Origin of the sequence: Citrobacter sp. Marseille-Q6884, assembly GCF_945906775.1 — a bacterium.
Lineage (GTDB): Bacteria > Pseudomonadota > Gammaproteobacteria > Enterobacterales > Enterobacteriaceae > Citrobacter.
Genome location: NZ_CAMDRE010000001.1, coordinates 500,411 through 518,642, shown reverse-complemented (window position 1 = coordinate 518,642; position 18,232 = coordinate 500,411). Strand labels below are relative to the sequence as shown.

The window sequence follows — 18,232 nt, the reverse complement described above, 5'->3', positions numbered from 1 at the left end:
TCATCATGTAAAAACATGTACTTATTTGAGGATGAAAGGAATGCTAAAAGTTATTCAATCTCCAGCCAAATATCTCCAGGGTCCTGACGCTTCTACCTTATTTGGTCAATACGCTAAAAACCTGGCGGACAGCTTTTTTGTGATTGCGGATGATTTCGTGATGAAGCTGGCGGGGGAAAAAGTACTTAATGGCCTCCACAATCATGGGATTAGCTGCCACGCAGAGCGCTTTAACGGCGAATGCAGCCATGTGGAAATTGATCGTCTTATTGCCATTCTGAAACAACACGGCTGCCGTGGCGTCGTGGGGATTGGCGGTGGGAAAACGCTGGATACCGCCAAAGCGATTGGCTACTACCAGAAGCTGCCGGTGGTAGTGATTCCGACGATTGCCTCTACCGATGCGCCAACCAGCGCTCTGTCGGTGATTTACACCGAAGCCGGGGAATTTGAAGAGTACCTGATCTACCCGAAAAACCCGGATATGGTGGTGATGGATACGGCAATTATCGCCAAAGCGCCAGTGCGTCTGCTGGTTGCCGGAATGGGGGATGCGCTCTCTACCTGGTTTGAAGCTAAAGCCTGTTATGACGCCAGAGCGACCAGCATGGCGGGTGGGCAGTCCACGGCGGCGGCATTGAGCCTGGCGCGCCTGTGCTATGATACGTTGCTGGCAGAAGGTGAAAAGGCTCGCTTAGCCGCGCAGGCAGGCGTAGTCACCGACGCGCTGGAACGTATTGTTGAAGCCAACACTTATCTCAGCGGTATCGGTTTTGAAAGCAGTGGTCTTGCGGGCGCACATGCTATTCATAACGGCTTTACGATTCTCGAAGAGTGCCACCATTTGTACCACGGTGAGAAGGTCGCATTCGGTACGCTGGCGCAACTGGTGCTGCAAAACAGCCCAATGGACGAGATTGAAACCGTGCTGGATTTCTGTCAGAAAGTCGGCTTGCCGGTGACGCTGGCGCAAATGGGTGTGAAAGAGGGCATTGATGATAAAATCCATGCCGTCGCGAAAGCCACCTGTGCAGAAGGTGAAACCATCCATAATATGCCGTTCCCGGTGACCCCAGACAGCGTACATGCCGCTATTCTGACGGCAGACCTGCTGGGACAGCAGTGGCTGGCACGTTAATCAGACGTCGGTAAGCCTTTTTTCCGGCATCTTCTCTCCCCTCTGACAGTCTCTGCCGGAGGGGTTGTCCAGGGTAAAACAGCGGAAAGGGATATGACGGCGCACACTCAGGAACTCAAAAAGGACGTCTCTTCGGTCATCGCTCAGTCATGGCATCGCTGCAGCAAATTTATGCAGCGGGAAACCTGGCAGGCGCCGCATCAGGCACAAGGGCTGACGTTTGAGTCGATTTGCCGCCGCAAGACTGCGCTACTGACGATTGGTCAGGCCGCGCTGGAAGATGCCTGGGAGTTTATGGATGGACGCCCCTGTGCGCTGCTGATTCTGGATGAGTCGGCCTGTATTCTCAGCCGTTGCGGCGATCCGCAAACGGTAGAACAACTGGCGGAGCTGGGTTTTCGTGACGGCAGCTACTGTGCCGAGAGCATTATTGGTAGCTGTGCGCTGTCGCTGGCGACGATGCCGGGACAGCCGACCAAAACCTCTGGCGATCAACACTTTAAACAGGCGCTGCATCCCTGGTCATTCTGCTCAACGCCGGTGTTCGATAACCACGGACGGCTGTTTGGCTCCATTTCACTCTGCTGTCTGGTCGAGCATGAGTCCGTTTCTGATCTCTCCCTGACGCTGGCGATTGCCAGAGAAGTCGGTAATTCTTTGCTGACCGACAGTCTGTTAGCCGAATCTAACCGTCATCTGAATCAGATGTACGGATTGCTGGAGAGTATGGATGATGGCGTGATGGCCTGGAATGAGCAGGGCGTATTGCAGTTCCTCAATGCGCGAGCCGCGATGCTTTTGCATCTGGACGCTCAGGCCAGCCAGGGTAAAAACATTCACGACCTGGTCAATTTACCCACGCTGCTGCGCCGTGCAATTAAGCATGCCCGTGGCCTGAATCACGTCGAAGTCACCTTTGAGAGTCAGCATCAGTTTGTGGATGCTGTCATTACCCTGAAGCCGATTGTAGAAGAGCAGGGCAATAGCTTTATTCTGCTCTTGCATCCGGTCGAGCAAATGCGCCAATTGATGACCAGCCAGTTAGGCAAGGTCAGCCATACCTTTGAACAGATGTCGACGGATGACCCGGAAACCCGGCGGCTGATCCATTTCGGTCGCCAGGCGGCGAGGGGGAGTTTCCCGATCCTGCTGTGTGGGGAAGAGGGGGTGGGTAAGGAGCTGCTGAGTCAGGCCATTCATAATGAAAGCGAACGCGCCAGCGGTCCGTACATCGCCGTTAACTGCCAGCTGTATGCCAACAGCGTACTGGGGCAGGATTTTATGGGCAGTGCGCCAACCGATGATGAAAACGGTCGGCTGAGCCGCCTTGAACTGGCAAACGGTGGCACGCTGTTTCTGGAAAAAATTGAGTATCTGGCGCCGGAACTCCAGTCTGCGCTGCTGCAGGTGATAAAACAGGGCGTTCTGACCCGCCTTGATGCGCGCCGCCTGATCCCGGTAGATGTGAAAGTGATCGCCACCACCACCGTGGATCTCGCCAATCTGGTGGAACAAAACCGCTTTAGCCGCCAGCTTTACTATGCGCTGCACTCTTTTGAGATCGTCATCCCGCCGCTACGGGCGCGGCGTAACAGCATTCCATCGCTGATATATACGCGCCTGAATAGCCTGAAAAAACGCTTTTCAACCAGCCTGAAGATCGATGACGATGCGCTGGCGCAACTGGTGGCCTACTCGTGGCCGGGCAACGATTTTGAGCTGAACAGCATTATCGAAAACATCGCCATCAGCAGCGATAACGGCCATATTCGCTTGAGTAATCTGCCTGATTATCTGTTTGCCGAACGCCCCGGCAGTGATACGACTTCCTCACTGCTTCCTGCCAGCCTGACGTTTACGGCCATCGAAAAAGAGGCGATTATCCACGCCGCGCGCGTAACCAGCGGGCGTGTGCAGGAGATGTCGCAACTGCTGAACATTGGCCGTACTACGCTGTGGCGCAAGATGAAGCAGTACGATATCGACGCCAGCCAGTTTAAGCGCAAGCATCTGGAGTAGTTTCTTCGATTCTCGCCATGGAGAAGAGGGCATCGGATAAACGATTGATATAGCTCTTCAATTCGTCGCGCACGGTCACTGCCTTGTCCATTGCGATGAGAATACGTTCCAGCCGTCGCGACAGCGTGCGTGCGACGTGCAACTGCGCCGACGCCAGGTTTTTCCCCGGGATCACAAACGCCTTAAGCGGGCCGCTTTGTGCCATATTGCGGTCAATCAACTGCTCCAGCGCCTGAATATCTCCGGCGTTAATCGTCTGCGTTAAGCGAGCGAGACCCTTTTCATCGCTGGCGAGTTCCGAGCCCAACACGAACAGCGTTTTCTGAATGGCGTGCAGATCTTGCTGTAACGCGGGTTGCCGGGTCGTGGCATAGCAGACGCCAAGCTGGGAAATCAGTTCATCCACCGTCCCATAGGCATTCACGCGGATGTCATCTTTGTCGATGCGCCGACCGCCAAACAGCGCGGTGGTGCCGTTATCGCCGGTTCGGGTATAAATACGATACATTTATGTTATCTCGCTGAAGGGAAGCACTTTCACCAGTTGACCGGCGTTGGCACCGAGCGTGCGGATCTGCGTCACTCCGGCGGCGATATGCCCGCGGATCAGCGCCCGATCGTTGGGCAACTGTGCATGGGTTAAGGCAATATCACCGGTTGCGTTAAGCCCGAGACCTACCCGCAACGCTGAGCTTTTTGCCGCCCGTTTGCTGAGCGTCAGCGCACTGGCATTCTCATCACAACACCTTGCCTGGCAAGGGACACCCTGCTCCTCCAGCCCCCAGCACAGCTCATCAAGCTCGCGGGTATTCTGCCAGCGCGAGTGATAAAACAGATGTACACCGGGTGGTGAAAGTGGCATGGCGTCCCCCTTTTTCAATCAAAAAGCCTGGCGGAAGATCTCAGCAATCTCTTTCTCATTCCCTTTGCGCGGGTTCGAGAAAGCATTGCCATCTTTCAGCGCCATTTCCGCCATATACGGGAAATCGGCCTCTTTGACGCCCAGTTCGCGCAGATGCTGCGGAATACCAATATCGGCAGAAAGACGAGAGATGGCGTGAATTGCCCGTTCAGCGGCGTCCATCGTGGACAGACCGTCAATGTTCTCGCCCATAAACTCCGCGATGTCGGCAAATTTTTCCGGGTTGGCTATCAGGTTATAGCGCGCCACGTGCGGCAGCAGAACGGCGTTCGCCACACCGTGTGGCATGTCATACAGGCCACCAAGCTGGTGCGCCATGGCGTGCACGTAGCCGAGGTTGGCGTTGTTAAATGCCATACCCGCCAGCAGCGAAGCATAGGCCATATTTTCGCGGGCTTTCAGGTTGCTGCCCAGCGCGACGGCCTGGCGTAAATTACGGGCGATCAGTCGGATTGCCTGGATTGCGGCGGCGTCGGTGACCGGGTTAGCGTCTTTCGAAATATAGGCTTCAACGGCGTGGGTCAACGCATCCATCCCGGTGGCGGCGGTCAGCGGCGCGGGTTTGCCGAGCATCAGCAATGGATCATTAATGGAGACCGACGGCAGGTTACGCCAGCTGACGATGACGAATTTCACTTTTGTTTTCGTGTTCGTCAGCACGCAGTGGCGAGTCACTTCGCTGGCCGTACCCGCGGTGGTGTTGACCGCCACGATGGGGGGCAACGGGTTGGTCAGGGTTTCAATTCCGGCATAGCTGTAGAGATCGCCTTCGTGGGTAGCGGCGATGCCAATGCCTTTACCACAGTCGTGCGGGCTGCCGCCGCCGACAGTGACGATAATATCGCACTGCTCTTTACGAAATACCGCCAGACCATCGCGTACGTTGGTGTCTTTTGGGTTTGGCTCGACGCCGTCAAAAACCACGACCTCAATACCCGCTTCACGCAGATGGCTGAGCGTTTTATCTACTGCGCCGTCTTTAATTGCCCGCAGACCTTTATCGGTCACCAGCAGCGCTTTTTTACCGCCTAATAATTTGCAACGTTCACCGACAACGGAAATAGCATTGGGACCAAAAAAGTTAACATTCGGCACCAGGTAATCAAACATACGATAGCTCATAATATACCTTCTTAGATTTCATTTATAATTCAGAGAAACAATTCAATGCCGTTTCGGCTAATAATTTGTCCTGTTCGACAGTGCCGCCACTTACGCCGACAGCACCGATTGTTTTTCCGTTTATCATGACAGGCAGACCACCGCCGAAAATAATAATGCGCTGTTGGTTAGTCAGCTGTAATCCATATAGTGAAGCACCGGGTTGTACCACATCGGTAATTTCGTGAGTCCCCTGACGTAAACAGCAGGCGGTCCAGGCTTTATTAAGTGAAATATCGCAACTGCTGACAAATGCCTCGTCCATACGCTGCATCAGCAGCGTGTTGCCACCGTGGTCAACGACGGAAAAGACCACCGGAACGTTGATGTCACGTGCTTTTGCTTCGACGGCGGCTGCCATTTTCTGGGCTGCCGCCAGGGTAATGGTGGCAATTTGCTGGCTCTTATTCACAATCTCTCCTGTGTACGTGTAGGGCCGAGGTCACGAAAAATTTCGTGCGACAGCTATTTTTTATCATCATTGCGTTTTCTTTATTTTCACGCCGCACGTTATTAAGTCAAGAGGGTGAAAATACCAGTGAAGCCACATTAATTATTAGCCTTGTGTGTTTTTTGATAATGATCATTTAACCCCATCACAATTCTTCGTGAATATTCCGGGTTGGCGTTCCATTCTGAAACGGTGAGAATTAATTACGTGCCAAATTGGAACGTAATTAATTTTATTTTTTTATTGTCTTGCTCATTTAAAGTTCGGCTATTGCTGAATAAAGGCGATGGCTGAGGGGTTTCCACCTCCGGCGATACAGCCCGGCGTTCCTGTTTTTTTAACTTTTGAGTCAATGCGCTATGAGAAGATCAAAACGATTCGAAGTCCTTGCCCAGCGGCCTGTTAATCAGGATGGGCTCATTGGTGAGTGGCCGGAAGAAGGGCTTGTCGCGATGGAAAGCCCTTACGATCCCGCTTCCTCTGTGAAGGTAGAAAATGGTCGTATTGTCGAGCTGGACGGTAAAGACCGCGCACAGTTCGACATGATTGACCGCTTTATTGCCGACTATGCCATTAACGTGGCGCAGACTGAGCAAGCGATGCAGCTCGACGCGCTGGAAATCGCCAGAATGCTGGTGGATATCCACGTCAGTCGGGAAGAGATTATTGCGGTGACCACTGCCATCACCCCGGCGAAAGCGGTGGAAGTGATGGCACAAATGAACGTAGTGGAGATGATGATGGCGTTGCAAAAAATGCGCGCCAGACGTACCCCTTCTAACCAGTGTCACGTCACTAACCTGAAAGATAACCCGGTGCAGATTGCAGCCGATGCGGCTGAAGCTGGGATCCGTGGTTTTTCCGAGCAAGAAACCACGGTGGGTATCGCGCGCTATGCGCCGTTCAACGCGCTGGCGCTGCTGGTGGGGTCCCAATGTGGTCGCCCTGGCGTGCTCACTCAATGCTCTGTTGAAGAAGCGACAGAGCTGGAACTGGGGATGCGTGGGTTAACCAGCTACGCCGAAACCGTATCGGTCTACGGGACGGAATCGGTATTTACCGACGGCGATGATACGCCCTGGTCAAAAGCCTTTCTCGCTTCGGCCTATGCTTCTCGTGGGCTGAAGATGCGTTATACCTCCGGTACGGGGTCGGAAGCGCTGATGGGGTATTCAGAAAGCAAATCGATGCTGTATCTGGAATCGCGCTGCATTTTTATCACCAAGGGCGCGGGTGTTCAGGGGCTGCAAAACGGTGCCGTCAGCTGTATCGGGATGACCGGCGCGGTACCGTCGGGCATTCGTGCGGTACTGGCGGAAAATCTGATCGCCTCAATGCTCGACCTTGAAGTGGCATCAGCTAATGACCAGACCTTCTCACACTCCGATATTCGCCGTACCGCCCGCACATTGATGCAGATGTTGCCCGGCACCGACTTTATCTTCTCCGGCTACAGCGCGGTACCGAACTACGACAACATGTTTGCCGGGTCGAACTTTGATGCTGAAGACTTTGACGATTACAACATCCTGCAACGCGATCTGATGGTTGATGGCGGTTTACGTCCGGTCACCGAAGCGGAAACCATCGCCATCCGTAATAAAGCCGCCCGCGCCATTCAGGCTGTATTCCGTGAGTTGGGATTGCCGCTCATTAGCGATGATGAGGTAGAGGCCGCAACGTATGCGCACGGGAGCAAAGATATGCCGCCCCGCAATGTGGTGGAAGATCTGGCTGCGGTGGAAGAGATGATGAAGCGCAACATTACCGGGCTGGATATTGTCGGCGCATTGAGCGCCAGCGGCTTCGAGGACATCGCCAACAACATTCTCAATATGCTGAGACAGCGTGTGACCGGCGATTACCTGCAAACGTCCGCCATTCTTGACCGCCAGTTCGATGTGGTCAGCGCGGTCAATGACATCAATGACTATCAGGGACCCGGGACCGGCTATCGCATCTCTGCCGAACGCTGGGCGGAAATTAAAAATATCGCGGGCGTGGTTCAGCCCAGCTCGATTGAATAAGGCGGTATACCGTGGAATGCACAACTGAACGTAAGCCGGTTTTCACCTTGCAGGTCTGTGAAGGCGAGGCAGCAACAGCGGATGTCCGCGCTGATGAGGTGGTGATTGGCGTGGGACCGGCCTTTGATAAATACCAGCACAAGACCTTGATTGATATGCTGCACAAGGCAATCCTGAAAGAGCTGGTGGCCGGGATTGAAGAAGAGGGGCTGCATGCGCGGGTCGTCAGAATTCTGCGTACCTCAGATGTCTCCTTTATGGCCTGGGATGCGGCAAACCTTAGCGGCTCCGGCATTGGGATTGGCATCCAGTCGAAAGGCACAACGGTTATCCATCAGCGCGATTTGCTGCCGCTGAGCAACCTTGAGCTTTTTTCGCAGGCCCCGCTGCTGACGCTGGAAACCTATCGCCAGATCGGTAAAAACGCCGCGCGCTATGCGCGTAAAGAGTCGCCTTCACCTGTTCCAGTGGTCAATGACCAAATGGTGCGCCCGAAATTTATGGCGAAAGCCGCGCTGTTTCACATCAAAGAAACCAAACATGTGGTGCAGGATGCCGCGCCTGTCACTCTGCACGTTGCATTAGTAAGGGAATGACCATGAGCGAAAACATCATGACTGCACAGGATTATCCGTTATCGACTCGCTGCCCGGAGAAGATCCTGACCCCAACCGGTAAACCATTAACCGATATTACCCTTGAGAACGTACTGGCCGGGCATGTCGGTCCGCAGGATGTGCGTATTTCTCAGCAAACGCTGGAGTACCAGGCGCAGATTGCCGAGCAGATGCAGCGCCATGCTGTGGCGCGTAATTTTCGTCGCGCGGCGGAGCTGATCGCCATCCCGGATGCCCGCATCCTGGAGATTTACAACGCGCTACGCCCATTTCGATCTTCCATGGCGGAACTTCTGGCCATCGCCGATGAGCTGGAACACACCTGGCACGCTACGGTGAATGCCGGGTTTGTCCGTGAGTCAGCCGAAGTGTATCAACAGAGAAATAAACTGCGTAAAGGTAATCAGTGACGGAGGCGTTATGCCGTTAATTGCGGGGATTGATATCGGTAATGCCACGACGGAAGTGGCACTGGCACAGCATGGCCGGTTCGTTGCCAGCGGGATTGTCGCCACCACGGGCATGAAAGGCACGCGGGACAATATCGCCGGGGTGATAGCTTCCCTGCAACAGGCGTTGGATAAAACCCCATGGTCGCTAAGTGATGTGGAGAAAATCTGTATCAACGAAGCCGCGCCGGTGATTGGCGATGTCGCGATGGAAACGATCACGGAAACCATCATTACTGAATCGACCATGATTGGGCATAACCCCCAAACGCCGGGCGGCGTTGGGGTGGGGATGGGTACCACGATCGCTGTGGATAAGCTGGCATCGCTGAGCAAGGATCAGCTAACGCAAGGTTGGATCCCACTGGTGGGGGAAGAGAGGGATTTCCTTGAAGTGGTGTGGCTGATCAATGAGGCGCTGGATCGCGGCGTGAACGTGGTGGCGGCGATCCTGAAAAAAGACGATGGCGTGCTGGTCAATAACCGTCTGCATCGGGTGATGCCGGTTATTGATGAGGTCACTCTGTTGGAGAAGGTCCCGGAAGGTGTGCTGGCGGCCGTTGAAGTCGCGGCTGCCGGCCAGGTGGTTCGCGTGCTGTCGAATCCCTACGGTATCGCAACCTTCTTTGCCCTGACGCCTGAGGAAACGCAAACCATCGTCCCCATCGCCAGAGCGCTGATTGGCAACCGTTCCGCCGTGGTGCTGAAAACACCGCAAGGGGATGTGCGTTCAAGGGTGATCCCGGCGGGCAAGATCTTTGTCCGTGGTGAAAAGCGAAGTGGTGAAGCGGACGTGGCGCAGGGGGCACAGGCTATCATGCAGGCGATGAGCGCCTGTGCGCCGGTGCGTGATATCCGCGGGGAAGCGGGTACTCACGCAGGGGGAATGCTGGAGCGTGTGCGTAAGGTGATGGCCTCGCTGAGCGGGCAGGATATGAACACGGTGCATATTCAGGATCTGCTGGCGGTAGATACGTTTATCCCTCGTAAAGTGCTGGGTGGCATCGCGGGGGAGCATGCGATGGAAAACGCCGTGGGCATCGCGGCGATGGTGAAGTCCGACCGGCTACAGATGCAGGCGATTGCCAGCGAGTTGAGCAAGCGACTAAGCACACCTGTTGAAGTGGGCGGTGTGGAGGCCAATATGGCGGTAGCCGGGGCGCTGACCACGCCCGGATGCGCCGCACCGCTGGCGATCCTCGATCTGGGGGCGGGCTCCACTGATGCTGCCATTATTCATCGTGATGGTGGGGTAAACGCGGTGCATCTGGCGGGTGCGGGGAATATGGTCAGCCTGCTGATTAAAACGGAGCTTGGTCTGAACGATGCTTTTCTGGCGGAGGAAATTAAAAAATACCCGCTGGCGAAGGTGGAGAGTCTGTTCAGCATTCGCCACGAGAACGGCGCGGTGGAGTTTTTTCGCGAACCGCTAAGTCCATCCGTATTTGCCAAGGTGGTGTATCTGAAAGACGGCGAGCTGATCCCCATTGAAAATCAGACGTCACTGGAGAAAATCCGCCTGGTGCGTCGTCAGGCAAAAGAGAAGGTCTTTGTGAGCAACTGCCTGCGCGCGTTACGTCTGGTCTCGCCAGGCGGCTCAATTCGCGATATGACGTTTGTGGTGCTGGTGGGAGGCTCATCGCTGGATTTTGAGATCCCACAAATGATCACCGAAGCGCTGGCGCATTACGGCGTCGTCGCCGGGCAGGGGAATATTCGTGGTACCGAAGGGCCGCGCAACGCGGTTGCAACCGGGCTGGTTTTAGCCGGAGCCGCGCCAGACACGCTATAATAGAGCAGAAAATCACCACAGCAAGCGTTTGGCTGCGGGGTAAATCAAATAAAGGTAACGTTCTCTTTGATATCCCCGCTGAGTTGGGTTCATATTATAAACGTGTTTATCACGTGGTTAATTTAAGGATAAGAGCATGCCAACAGCGATTGAGAAAGCACTGGATTTTATTGGTGGTATGAACACATCGGCATCGGTGCCGCATTCAATGGATGAAAGTACGGCCAAGGGAATTTTAAAGTATTTGAATGAGTTAGGTGTACCAGCCAGCGCAGCCGAGATTACTGCTCGCGGCGAACAGGAGGGATGGAATCCCGAGTTCACAAAAAAAGTGGCTGGATGGGCAGAGAAAGTGGCATCGGGTAACCGTATGCTTATCAAGAACCCTGAGTTTTTTACGGCCTATATGCAGGAGCAGCTCAAAGCATTAGTGTGAGCTGACTATCGAATCAAACGCTAACTGGACGTTTCCATCTCCCGATGGCGGCGTCCAAAAGCATTGCCAGCAACATCCTCGTGTCTGGAAGGGTTGTAAGAGTGGCATAATCCCAAAACGCCGCCTGTTGTGTTTTCTTTTAATTCTAAGCTAAACCAGATGTCAGAAATAAGCGCTACTCAAAGTAGCGCCTGCTATCAATCATTTACGTTTACTGTTAGGTGTTCTTTTGGCCAACTTCCAGTAGCTTTTGGGGTTTTGAGTTGGTGGAGCTGTTTTGTTGTCCGCAATAGTTGCGAAATTATCTTTCACACCGCCTCTTGGGCCAACTTCCACATAGATTCCACCGTTGTTTCCTGAATTTTCTCCAGGTTTAAGAGCCATATTTTTATCTCCTTATTTTTTGGGGGAGGGTAATTATCGGGGTTTGAGAGGTGCGTTAGTATCGGCCATATGTCATGGGCTGAGATACATAAGGGGACATATTCGGAGGTTGGAATGGTTAGATTATAATACGGACATCAAATCATAGTAATTAACAATACTGTCGCCACTCGCGAAAATTTAACTTTTACTCAAAGCACAATTCATCAAACGAATATAGCTTTTCAGATGTACATGCTCTTTTTATATTGGCGAACGCATTTCTGTTGTGACGATGCGCCTTTCCGCCGTAAATTCACTCGTGATGTGCTGTATAGCACGACTACGTAAGATAACGCGCCTTGGCGCCTTTTCGTTAAAAAAGAGAATGATCATGAAAAAGCTGATTTTGATTGCTGTCCTGGCTGTTGCTGGTTTCGCAAGTGCTGCTAATGCCTGCCCATCAGGCACTCATCCGCATGGCGGTACTGGTAGTCATCATGCTGGTGGCACCTGCTATTAATTTTGGACTGTCGGTAATACCCGCAGCGCTCTGGGGCAGGGATGCCACAAGTGTGATCTACTGAGAGTGCCAGACATGATTCTAATGAAAACGAAAAAAATATTGTGATTGTGCTCTACTGGCAATAAAAACGCCTTGCCATTAATCTTCGTTTATTATAACTGTATAATATGTACAGTTTTACTTATCGTCATTATCTTGTAAGTTACCAAACTGACAAAATATCTAAACGTGAGAATGCCAATCTATCCTGATGCGGATAAATGTTTACATTAAATAATGTCAGGTAATTAAAAGGATTACGCTGTCAATAAATTTCATTAACATATGAACGCACTACTTTTCCAGTGCTAACTGCCTACGTTTTTAATGATTCGCCAGCACGATGACTTCGGATGACATGTCAACATGCGAGGTGATTATCATTACGAGTAATAGAGAAGTAATCTCGATACCAACAGTTCAGCCTGGACGATTATTTATCGGAGAATAGTATGAACTATATTATCAAATCCAGCGACTATGTCGTTGAATTGGCACGATAGGATCATATATGAAATATTTGATCCCTCAGATGTTCATGGTGCTGCTGGTAACCGGATGCTCAGGTAACCCAGTGACCTCGGAAGGGTTGAAAGCCGAAATTAAGGCGAATCATCGCGAAGTACCGTTAACCATCGGTTCCTGGGCGCAGTCGGTAAAATACGAAATAATGAGTAATATTGACGATTGGCAGCAGTATAAGGGGCAAGTTTGCTCTGTCCGTCTCTTTCTGCAGCCTGATGGCCTTGTACGAGGCGTACAATCCGAAGGCGGCGATCCAGCGCTCTGTGAGGCCGCTATTACTGCTGTGAAGAATTCTACGTTCCTGCCGGTGCCGAAAGCACTACTTGGGCAAAATGGTATCCCATTCGATTTCAAACTTTGAGGTGTTTTGTTTACTTCGCTCTGCGTCTGGGCCTGAGTACCACTACGTACCGCCGTGATAGTTTTGGAACAGTCCGCTGTAGCTGACAGGTATTGAAAATGAGTCGCAAAGAAAAAGGGCTTAGATAATTTCTTATCTAAGCCCTTGATATATTTGGTGGCCCCTGCTGGACTTGAACCAGCGACCAAGCGATTATGAGTTCCTACCGGAACAACCGAAAATCAATAGTTTGCGTTATTTATCATTGACATAGATTGCCACTGTTTGCCAATGATTACCCATTATTCGCCATTTCTACCGCCACTTTATCGCCACTAAAATGCGCTATGTTTGTGAATGCAGATACATACATATAGGTTAAAAAATAGTAACTTAGGCCTATCTTTTTTTCCATCTAAGGATATAAAGTGAACGAAAATAGTCATGATAAAAATGCTACTGAAGATGAGTACGCTGAATTTTGGAAGCATTTTAATGCGAGACATGACGATCCTCTCGTCAAAGATATAAAGAAAACATATCGATGGTTTGTTGACGTCATGGGAGAAGAAAAGTGGTCTGAGCGAAGAGATAATGTTCTACGATATTTTCGCTCCCTCACTGAACGGTTGTATAGCAGTCAATCTGATGTTTCTTTTCATGAAAAAGATTCTCGCATGGCTTTTTATGATGATTGGATCGCTTGGTATTTATATCTTGCAGAATCACTTGCAGATCGCCCAACAGTTGATGAACCTGCACAATCCTCTAGAATTTGGCCGTTTTTTGCTACCATCGGGGAATTTAGCGAAGAGTTGAAGCGTACCAAAGGTATTGAAAATAAACTTAAAGATTTACTTATTAAACCTGAAAATCAACCAGACTCTGTATTATTCGAATTGGTTGTTGCTGCCTGTTATATAAAAAATGGATGGGAAGTGGAGTTTATACCTGAATCCGGCGCAGGTAAAACACCAGACCTTCTAGTTACGAAAGGAAATGATAAACTATATGTCGAATGTAAAAGGCTTGCAAAGGTAACTCAATATTCAGAAAATGAACGAACGGAATGGGTTAAAAGATGGCAGCAAGCTCTGCCATATATAATTTCTTACCCATATCCTGTTTTTTTCAATGTAAAATTTAAATGCGAGGTCAATAGTACCAATCCGGATATTTTCTTGAATGTTGTTAGGTATTTATACGGCTCAAGAGATTTGATGCAATCTGGTGTTGCATCTTGTGAAAATGATGAAATATCAGTGGTAGCAAATTTAATTGATATGGACCGTATAAATGAACATTTTGCCAAATGGATAGTAAAGTATCCTTCTCCACAGCTTAACTCTCTTTTAGATGATAACTATGACCCCCACGGTAGTTATACAATGGCATGCCAAGCGAAACTTTGTACTTATAGCGATGATGAATATAGTACGATTAATGTTTTTGCAGATGAGATAAAGAGACCTTTCTGCGCTAAATGGGAATGTATAGCAGATGAGTCGATTACAAAAAAGGCCAAAGATGTCAAAGGGTTACTTGTAAAGGCTGTAAGGCAAGCCCCAGATGATGGTAAAACAGTTATCCATATTGGATATGAAACATTGCATGGCCCACATGTCGAGGTGCTTCGTGATCAAAAAATTACTAATATGTTAGCTAATTTTGATTGCGAGGGAAAGGATATTGAAATTGTATATTGCCATTCATTCCAGCCAAGACTATTTTCAGATAACAACTGGGATTTTGCAGAAACTGTTAGGTATTATCTAAGAGGAATTAGCAACAAATATCTTTTGAAGAGAATGATGCTTTTGGAAAGGGAGGGTATTGTTGAATCCAACGACACCCATTGGGAGCAAGATCTACGAGAAATGAACAATAAATAATAAATTAGTCTAACTAAATGTATTTAATGGATTAAGCTTAACAGCATCTTCTAGGTGGTCTGGAGCAAAATGGGCATACCGCATTGTCATTTTGATATCGGTATGCCCCAAAACGCGCTGTAGGACTAAAATATTACCACCATTCATCATAAAGTGACTGGCGAAGGTGTGGCGCAAGACATGGGTAAGCTGTCCTGCCGGTAGTTCGATGCCTGTTCTTTCCAAAGCAGATCGGAACGCGCCATAACAGTCACTAAACAACCGACCTTTTTTATCATCAGGCAGAGATTTGTAGAGCTCTTCGCTTATTGGAACGGTGCGGTTTTTTCTGCCTTTTGTATTGGTGTATGTGATTTTGTATTTCGCAAGTTGGCTTTTTCTCAGACTCTCGGCCTCAGACCACCGTGCGCCAGTGGCGAGACAGATTCTTACCACGGTTTCTAAATCAGGGTGGTCATGCCGTTTACACTCTCCGAGCAGTAGCGAAATTTGGTCGTGAGTTAACCAGGCCATTTCCATTTCTTCTGTTCGGAATGGGCGCATATTTTTCAGTGGGTTTTCACCCTTCCATTCTCCGAGGCGGTTTAGCTCATTGAACACTGCCCGGAAGTAGGCCAGCTCAAGATTAAGCGTGCGAGGAGATACCTCTTTCACTCTGTTTGAACGGGCATATTCACCTTTTAACCGTTTTTCTCGGTAGCGGGAAAACATCTGCGCATCGAAATCGCGTGCAAGTGGTTCGCCCATACACTCAAAAGCATGTTGCATGGCTAACTGGCGTTTCAAGCCGTCTTTCAGTGTAATGCCATGAGCGCTATACCATGAATCAACCAGCTCTTTTAACGTGCGCCTGTCTTCCTTTTCTTCCTGCCACGGGTTTTGAACGGTGTACTGCTCAAACGCCAGAGCCTCGCCTTTAGTAGCGAATTTCTTTCTGATACGTTTGCCTTTTGCACCGTTTGGGTAGAGTTCACAAATCCAACCGCCAGCGGGATTTTTTCTTACCGTCATTGTTAAAGTTCCTGATAAACGGCAAAAACACGATTGTGAATTTTTATATCGCTAATACTGCATTCGAAAGCAATCTTTCCGCCAGAAACGTGAAGCCTTTGACCCGGTAAAATAGTGAGTTCTCGTATGCTTTTGCTGCCATCAACATCAATCAAATAAGTCCCATCAGAGAGTGAATTTTTACTCTCCATAAAATGAAATCTTCCATCAGCTTCGATGATGTAGGGATCAGAAATGGCATCAGGGAAAAACTTCTTATCAATTGTTATCCAACCCTGATCATCTAGTTGGCCTTCACTTATTGTGAATAATTGAATCGAAAGATTCAAAGTTCCCTCTGCAGGTTTCTCATTTTCGAACTTTCTACCCTCCCCAGTAAGTAGCCAACGAAGATTTGCTCCTGTCTCTAAGGCGCAATGTGCTGCGAAGTCATAGGAGATAGCGCCTCGGGTGTACCTATTCGATAGCGAACTTGAGGCAATGTCGAAGTGGTTAGCTAATTGAATTTTCTGTGAAAATCCATAAGCCTCGCAGATGCGATCGAGGACGTCTACGTTGCTCCATCCTAAAGAATTAATGTTCATTTCACTAAAACCTATTTACTATCTCTCAATTGGGAGATATATTTTGGCTAAACCTACGCAATTGATGGCAGGTGTTGGCAAACAGAGTCATTTCAATTGCAAACTTTGGCAAAAGGGAATCATGCAACATGGCTTCTGAAATCGCAATCATCAAAGTACCTGCACCTATCGTTAGTCTGCAGCAGTTCGCAGAACTTGAAGGTGTTTCTGAGCGTACCGCTTATCGCTGGACAACTGGCGACAACCCTTGTGTACCAATCGAACCCCGCACCATCCGTAAAGGCTGCAAGAAAGCAGGTGGCCCGATTCGTATCTATTACGCTCGCTGGAAAGAAGAACAGTTGCGTAAAGCGTTGGGTCATTCCCGTTTCCAACTTGTTATCGGTGCTTGATTCACATTATGTGAATTATAAGGATGTAGCATGTTTGATTTTCAGATTTCCAAACATCCCCACTATGACGAAGCGTGCCGGGCTTTTGCGCAGCGTCACAATATGGCGAAGCTGGCCGAGCGTGCGGGTATGAATGTTCAGACGTTACGTAACAAGCTCAACCCAGAACAGCCTCACCAGTTCACACCGCCTGAATTGTGGCTGCTGACTGACCTGACCGAAGACTCAACCCTCGTTGATGGTTTTCTGGCGCAGATTCATTGTCTGCCATGCGTGCCGGTTAATGAGCTGGCTAAAGATAAATTGCAGTCTTACGTCATGCGCGCAATGCGCGAACTCGGTGAACTGGCGAGCGGTGCTGTATCTGATGAGCGTCTGACCACTGCCCGTAAGCACAACATGATTGAAAGCGTTAACTCCGGCATTCGCATGTTGTCATTGTCGGCTCTGGCGCTGCATGCACGTCTGCAGACTAATCCCGCTATGTCGAGCGTGGTCGATACCATGAGCGGTATTGGCGCATCGTTTGGTCTTATTTGAGGTGCGTATGCTGAAAAGTGAACCGTCATTCGCGTCTCTGCTCGTTAAGCAAAGCCCCGGCATGCATTACGGCCATGGCTGGATCGCAGGTAAGGACGGCAAGCGCTGGCACCCGTGCCGCTCACAGTCCGAATTATTAAAAGGGCTGAAAACAAAGTCGCCGAAATCGTCAGGTTTTTTAATTATTCGTATTGTCCACTTTGTAATTAAAGGAGTGAAACATGTCACGCGATGAATTAAGAATTGTTTTAGGTGCCATGATTCCAAATATGGAGGATGGTTTTGAAATTAAAACCCGAGACGGCGCAATACTTCGCGTTGACCCTGAGTGGGAGTGCTGCAAAGAATTTAAGGATGGATTAAAAGCCGAAATCATCAAGCAGTTAAAAAGCAAGCCTGCTGTTGTATTTGGATATAGTTAATTAATTAAACGTAATTACTTGGCGTAAACCCGCCGGGCATTCTTTTGCCAAAAATCAGGAGGATATATGAGTAGAACTATTTATTTATCAACGCCGAGTAGTGCTGGCGACCACGTGCTGGAGTCTTTGTTTAAAGAAGCCAAAAAAGAAGAGCGCAAAGATCGCGCTCTCGCCGTTTCAATCCGTCTCGAAGCGCTGGCCGTTCACATTACCAATTCAGATATGACCGGCAAAGAAGCGGCCGAACTTCTGCGCCGCGAAGCCACTCGCTTTGAGAACGAATCACAGGAGCTGCACTAATGGCTGACACAATTGATTTAGCCCAACAGCGTGAGCAGGAAGACCGCGAGCGCTACATCAACAAAGCGCGCAGCCGTATCGCTGCGCCTTCCCGTTTTTTCTGCGAAAAATGTGACGCACCAATCCCAGAAGCTCGCCGCATTGCGATTCCGGGCGTGGATTTGTGCGTGACCTGTCAGCAAATCGACGAGCTCAAATCTAAGCATTATCGGGGGGTATGAATTGGCTGTTCAATTCGCGTTTCCGTGGAATGCTCCACGGTCGGCAATAACCAGTCCATATCTTA

Annotated in this window: 22 protein-coding genes and 1 pseudogene; 16 read left to right on the top strand and 7 right to left on the bottom strand. The window is 50.0% G+C overall.

The genetic code is table 11. The annotated features are described in order from the left end of the window. Positions 1 to 40: 40 nt before the first annotated feature. Positions 41 to 1,138, top strand: a complete 1,098-nt coding sequence (locus N7268_RS02380; RefSeq protein WP_260861674.1) for a glycerol dehydrogenase — start codon at positions 41 to 43, stop codon at positions 1,136 to 1,138. 93 nt (positions 1,139 to 1,231) lie between these two features. Further along, positions 1,232 to 3,157 (top strand): dihydroxyacetone kinase operon transcriptional regulator DhaR, encoded by a 1,926-nt coding sequence (gene dhaR / locus N7268_RS02375; RefSeq protein WP_198905691.1) that lies wholly within the window; start codon positions 1,232 to 1,234, stop codon positions 3,155 to 3,157. Here dhaR and N7268_RS02370 read toward each other — a convergent pair. The 4 genes from N7268_RS02370 to N7268_RS02355 are packed head-to-tail and all read right to left on the bottom strand — an operon-like array spanning position 3,135 to position 5,652. Continuing rightward, positions 3,135 to 3,665 carry a cob(I)yrinic acid a,c-diamide adenosyltransferase gene (locus N7268_RS02370; RefSeq protein WP_260861673.1) on the bottom strand — a complete coding sequence of 177 codons (531 nt, stop codon included), beginning with the start codon at positions 3,663 to 3,665 and terminating at the stop codon, positions 3,135 to 3,137. The two genes, dhaR and N7268_RS02370, sit on opposite strands and share 23 nt — an antisense overlap. Then, positions 3,666 to 4,019 (bottom strand): glycerol dehydratase reactivase beta/small subunit family protein, encoded by a 354-nt coding sequence (locus N7268_RS02365; RefSeq protein ID WP_260861672.1) that lies wholly within the window; start codon positions 4,017 to 4,019, stop codon positions 3,666 to 3,668. Positions 4,020 to 4,037: 18 nt separating this feature from the next. Further along, positions 4,038 to 5,201 (bottom strand): 1,3-propanediol dehydrogenase, encoded by a 1,164-nt coding sequence (gene dhaT, locus N7268_RS02360; RefSeq protein ID WP_260861671.1) that lies wholly within the window; start codon positions 5,199 to 5,201, stop codon positions 4,038 to 4,040. Between the two features lie 22 nt (positions 5,202 to 5,223). Continuing rightward, entirely contained in the window at positions 5,224 to 5,652 is a 429-nt protein-coding gene (locus N7268_RS02355; RefSeq protein WP_260861670.1) for a GlcG/HbpS family heme-binding protein, read from the bottom strand. Between the two features lie 398 nt (positions 5,653 to 6,050). Between N7268_RS02355 and N7268_RS02350 the strand changes: the two genes are divergently transcribed. The 5 genes from N7268_RS02350 (at position 6,051) to N7268_RS02330 (ending at position 11,012) form a co-directional block, all read left to right on the top strand. Next, the gene (locus N7268_RS02350) at positions 6,051 to 7,718 is read left to right on the top strand and encodes a propanediol/glycerol family dehydratase large subunit (RefSeq protein WP_198905697.1); all 1,668 of its coding nucleotides are present in this window, start codon (positions 6,051 to 6,053) and stop codon (positions 7,716 to 7,718) included. A gap of 11 nt (positions 7,719 to 7,729) precedes the next feature. Continuing rightward, complete coding sequence (locus N7268_RS02345; RefSeq protein WP_260861669.1) at positions 7,730 to 8,314, top strand: propanediol/glycerol family dehydratase medium subunit; 585 nt, start codon at positions 7,730 to 7,732, stop codon at positions 8,312 to 8,314. A 2-nt stretch (positions 8,315 to 8,316) separates the two neighbouring features. After that, positions 8,317 to 8,745 carry a glycerol dehydratase small subunit DhaB3 gene (locus N7268_RS02340; RefSeq protein WP_198905699.1) on the top strand — a complete coding sequence of 143 codons (429 nt, stop codon included), beginning with the start codon at positions 8,317 to 8,319 and terminating at the stop codon, positions 8,743 to 8,745. Between the two features lie 10 nt (positions 8,746 to 8,755). Continuing rightward, positions 8,756 to 10,576, top strand: coding sequence for a diol dehydratase reactivase subunit alpha (locus N7268_RS02335; protein WP_260861668.1), 1,821 nt, complete (start codon positions 8,756 to 8,758; stop codon positions 10,574 to 10,576). Between the two features lie 136 nt (positions 10,577 to 10,712). After that, positions 10,713 to 11,012 carry a DUF1889 family protein gene (locus tag N7268_RS02330; RefSeq protein ID WP_198905702.1) on the top strand — a complete coding sequence of 100 codons (300 nt, stop codon included), beginning with the start codon at positions 10,713 to 10,715 and terminating at the stop codon, positions 11,010 to 11,012. Between the two features lie 203 nt (positions 11,013 to 11,215). Here the strand turns inward: N7268_RS02330 and N7268_RS02325 are convergent. Further along, a pseudogene (locus N7268_RS02325) lies at positions 11,216 to 11,396 on the bottom strand (cytoplasmic protein); the annotation flags it as partial. Positions 11,397 to 11,769: 373 nt separating this feature from the next. On the opposite strand from N7268_RS02325, the gene N7268_RS02320 reads away from it, so the two are divergent. From N7268_RS02320 to N7268_RS02310, 3 genes are all read left to right on the top strand, one after another. Continuing rightward, positions 11,770 to 11,898, top strand: a complete 129-nt coding sequence (locus tag N7268_RS02320; protein ID WP_260861667.1) for a hypothetical protein — start codon at positions 11,770 to 11,772, stop codon at positions 11,896 to 11,898. A 553-nt stretch (positions 11,899 to 12,451) separates the two neighbouring features. Next, on the top strand, positions 12,452 to 12,826 hold the full coding sequence (locus N7268_RS02315; protein WP_260861666.1) for a cell envelope integrity TolA C-terminal domain-containing protein: 375 nt from the start codon (positions 12,452 to 12,454) through the stop codon (positions 12,824 to 12,826). 407 nt (positions 12,827 to 13,233) lie between these two features. Further along, the gene (locus N7268_RS02310) at positions 13,234 to 14,697 is read left to right on the top strand and encodes a restriction endonuclease (protein ID WP_260861665.1); all 1,464 of its coding nucleotides are present in this window, start codon (positions 13,234 to 13,236) and stop codon (positions 14,695 to 14,697) included. A gap of 9 nt (positions 14,698 to 14,706) precedes the next feature. Here N7268_RS02310 and N7268_RS02305 read toward each other — a convergent pair whose 3' ends face one another. Both N7268_RS02305 and N7268_RS02300 read right to left on the bottom strand, forming a co-directional pair. Further along, positions 14,707 to 15,708, bottom strand: coding sequence for a tyrosine-type recombinase/integrase (locus N7268_RS02305; RefSeq protein ID WP_061549579.1), 1,002 nt, complete (start codon positions 15,706 to 15,708; stop codon positions 14,707 to 14,709). Between the two features lie 2 nt (positions 15,709 to 15,710). Then, positions 15,711 to 16,292: a phage repressor protein CI gene (locus N7268_RS02300; RefSeq protein WP_061549578.1), complete on the bottom strand. Its 582-nt coding sequence runs from the start codon at positions 16,290 to 16,292 to the stop codon at positions 15,711 to 15,713. 128 nt (positions 16,293 to 16,420) lie between these two features. On the opposite strand from N7268_RS02300, the gene N7268_RS02295 reads away from it, so the two are divergent. From N7268_RS02295 to N7268_RS02270, 6 genes are all read left to right on the top strand, one after another. Next, on the top strand, positions 16,421 to 16,684 hold the full coding sequence (locus tag N7268_RS02295; RefSeq protein ID WP_061549577.1) for a hypothetical protein: 264 nt from the start codon (positions 16,421 to 16,423) through the stop codon (positions 16,682 to 16,684). Positions 16,685 to 16,714: 30 nt separating this feature from the next. Beyond that, positions 16,715 to 17,224 carry a phage regulatory CII family protein gene (locus N7268_RS02290; RefSeq protein ID WP_052935637.1) on the top strand — a complete coding sequence of 170 codons (510 nt, stop codon included), beginning with the start codon at positions 16,715 to 16,717 and terminating at the stop codon, positions 17,222 to 17,224. Positions 17,225 to 17,231: 7 nt separating this feature from the next. Beyond that, positions 17,232 to 17,459, top strand: coding sequence for a phage filamentation protein Fil family protein (locus N7268_RS02285; RefSeq protein WP_001550178.1), 228 nt, complete (start codon positions 17,232 to 17,234; stop codon positions 17,457 to 17,459). After that, positions 17,446 to 17,646 carry a hypothetical protein gene (locus N7268_RS02280; protein ID WP_061549576.1) on the top strand — a complete coding sequence of 67 codons (201 nt, stop codon included), beginning with the start codon at positions 17,446 to 17,448 and terminating at the stop codon, positions 17,644 to 17,646. The genes N7268_RS02285 and N7268_RS02280 overlap by 14 nt, the downstream gene beginning before the upstream one ends. A 66-nt stretch (positions 17,647 to 17,712) precedes the next feature. After that, positions 17,713 to 17,946: a DUF2732 family protein gene (locus N7268_RS02275; protein WP_103014764.1), complete on the top strand. Its 234-nt coding sequence runs from the start codon at positions 17,713 to 17,715 to the stop codon at positions 17,944 to 17,946. Further along, the gene (locus tag N7268_RS02270) at positions 17,946 to 18,167 is read left to right on the top strand and encodes a TraR/DksA family transcriptional regulator (RefSeq protein ID WP_061549575.1); all 222 of its coding nucleotides are present in this window, start codon (positions 17,946 to 17,948) and stop codon (positions 18,165 to 18,167) included. The genes N7268_RS02275 and N7268_RS02270 overlap by 1 nt, the downstream gene beginning before the upstream one ends. Positions 18,168 to 18,232 lie beyond the last annotated feature (65 nt).

What these genes read in the sequence shown, in the direction of transcription:
- N7268_RS02350 (WP_198905697.1), top strand. Translation starts at nt 6,051, where the DNA reads ATGAGAAGATCAAAACGATTCGAAGTCCTTGCCCAGCGGCCTGTTAAT.
- N7268_RS02280 (WP_061549576.1), top strand. Translation starts at nt 17,446, where the DNA reads ATGTCACGCGATGAATTAAGAATTGTTTTAGGTGCCATGATTCCAAAT.
- N7268_RS02330 (WP_198905702.1), top strand. Translation starts at nt 10,713, where the DNA reads ATGCCAACAGCGATTGAGAAAGCACTGGATTTTATTGGTGGTATGAAC.
- N7268_RS02335 (WP_260861668.1), top strand. Translation starts at nt 8,756, where the DNA reads ATGCCGTTAATTGCGGGGATTGATATCGGTAATGCCACGACGGAAGTG.
- N7268_RS02305 (WP_061549579.1), bottom strand. Translation starts at nt 15,708, where the DNA reads ATGACGGTAAGAAAAAATCCCGCTGGCGGTTGGATTTGTGAACTCTAC.
- N7268_RS02340 (WP_198905699.1), top strand. Translation starts at nt 8,317, where the DNA reads ATGAGCGAAAACATCATGACTGCACAGGATTATCCGTTATCGACTCGC.
- N7268_RS02295 (WP_061549577.1), top strand. Translation starts at nt 16,421, where the DNA reads ATGGCTTCTGAAATCGCAATCATCAAAGTACCTGCACCTATCGTTAGT.
- dhaR (WP_198905691.1), top strand. Translation starts at nt 1,232, where the DNA reads ATGACGGCGCACACTCAGGAACTCAAAAAGGACGTCTCTTCGGTCATC.
- N7268_RS02370 (WP_260861673.1), bottom strand. Translation starts at nt 3,665, where the DNA reads ATGTATCGTATTTATACCCGAACCGGCGATAACGGCACCACCGCGCTG.
- N7268_RS02380 (WP_260861674.1), top strand. Translation starts at nt 41, where the DNA reads ATGCTAAAAGTTATTCAATCTCCAGCCAAATATCTCCAGGGTCCTGAC.
- N7268_RS02270 (WP_061549575.1), top strand. Translation starts at nt 17,946, where the DNA reads ATGGCTGACACAATTGATTTAGCCCAACAGCGTGAGCAGGAAGACCGC.
- N7268_RS02290 (WP_052935637.1), top strand. Translation starts at nt 16,715, where the DNA reads ATGTTTGATTTTCAGATTTCCAAACATCCCCACTATGACGAAGCGTGC.
- N7268_RS02285 (WP_001550178.1), top strand. Translation starts at nt 17,232, where the DNA reads ATGCTGAAAAGTGAACCGTCATTCGCGTCTCTGCTCGTTAAGCAAAGC.
- dhaT (WP_260861671.1), bottom strand. Translation starts at nt 5,201, where the DNA reads ATGAGCTATCGTATGTTTGATTACCTGGTGCCGAATGTTAACTTTTTT.
- N7268_RS02275 (WP_103014764.1), top strand. Translation starts at nt 17,713, where the DNA reads ATGAGTAGAACTATTTATTTATCAACGCCGAGTAGTGCTGGCGACCAC.
- N7268_RS02315 (WP_260861666.1), top strand. Translation starts at nt 12,452, where the DNA reads ATGAAATATTTGATCCCTCAGATGTTCATGGTGCTGCTGGTAACCGGA.
- N7268_RS02320 (WP_260861667.1), top strand. Translation starts at nt 11,770, where the DNA reads ATGAAAAAGCTGATTTTGATTGCTGTCCTGGCTGTTGCTGGTTTCGCA.
- N7268_RS02365 (WP_260861672.1), bottom strand. Translation starts at nt 4,019, where the DNA reads ATGCCACTTTCACCACCCGGTGTACATCTGTTTTATCACTCGCGCTGG.
- N7268_RS02300 (WP_061549578.1), bottom strand. Translation starts at nt 16,292, where the DNA reads ATGAACATTAATTCTTTAGGATGGAGCAACGTAGACGTCCTCGATCGC.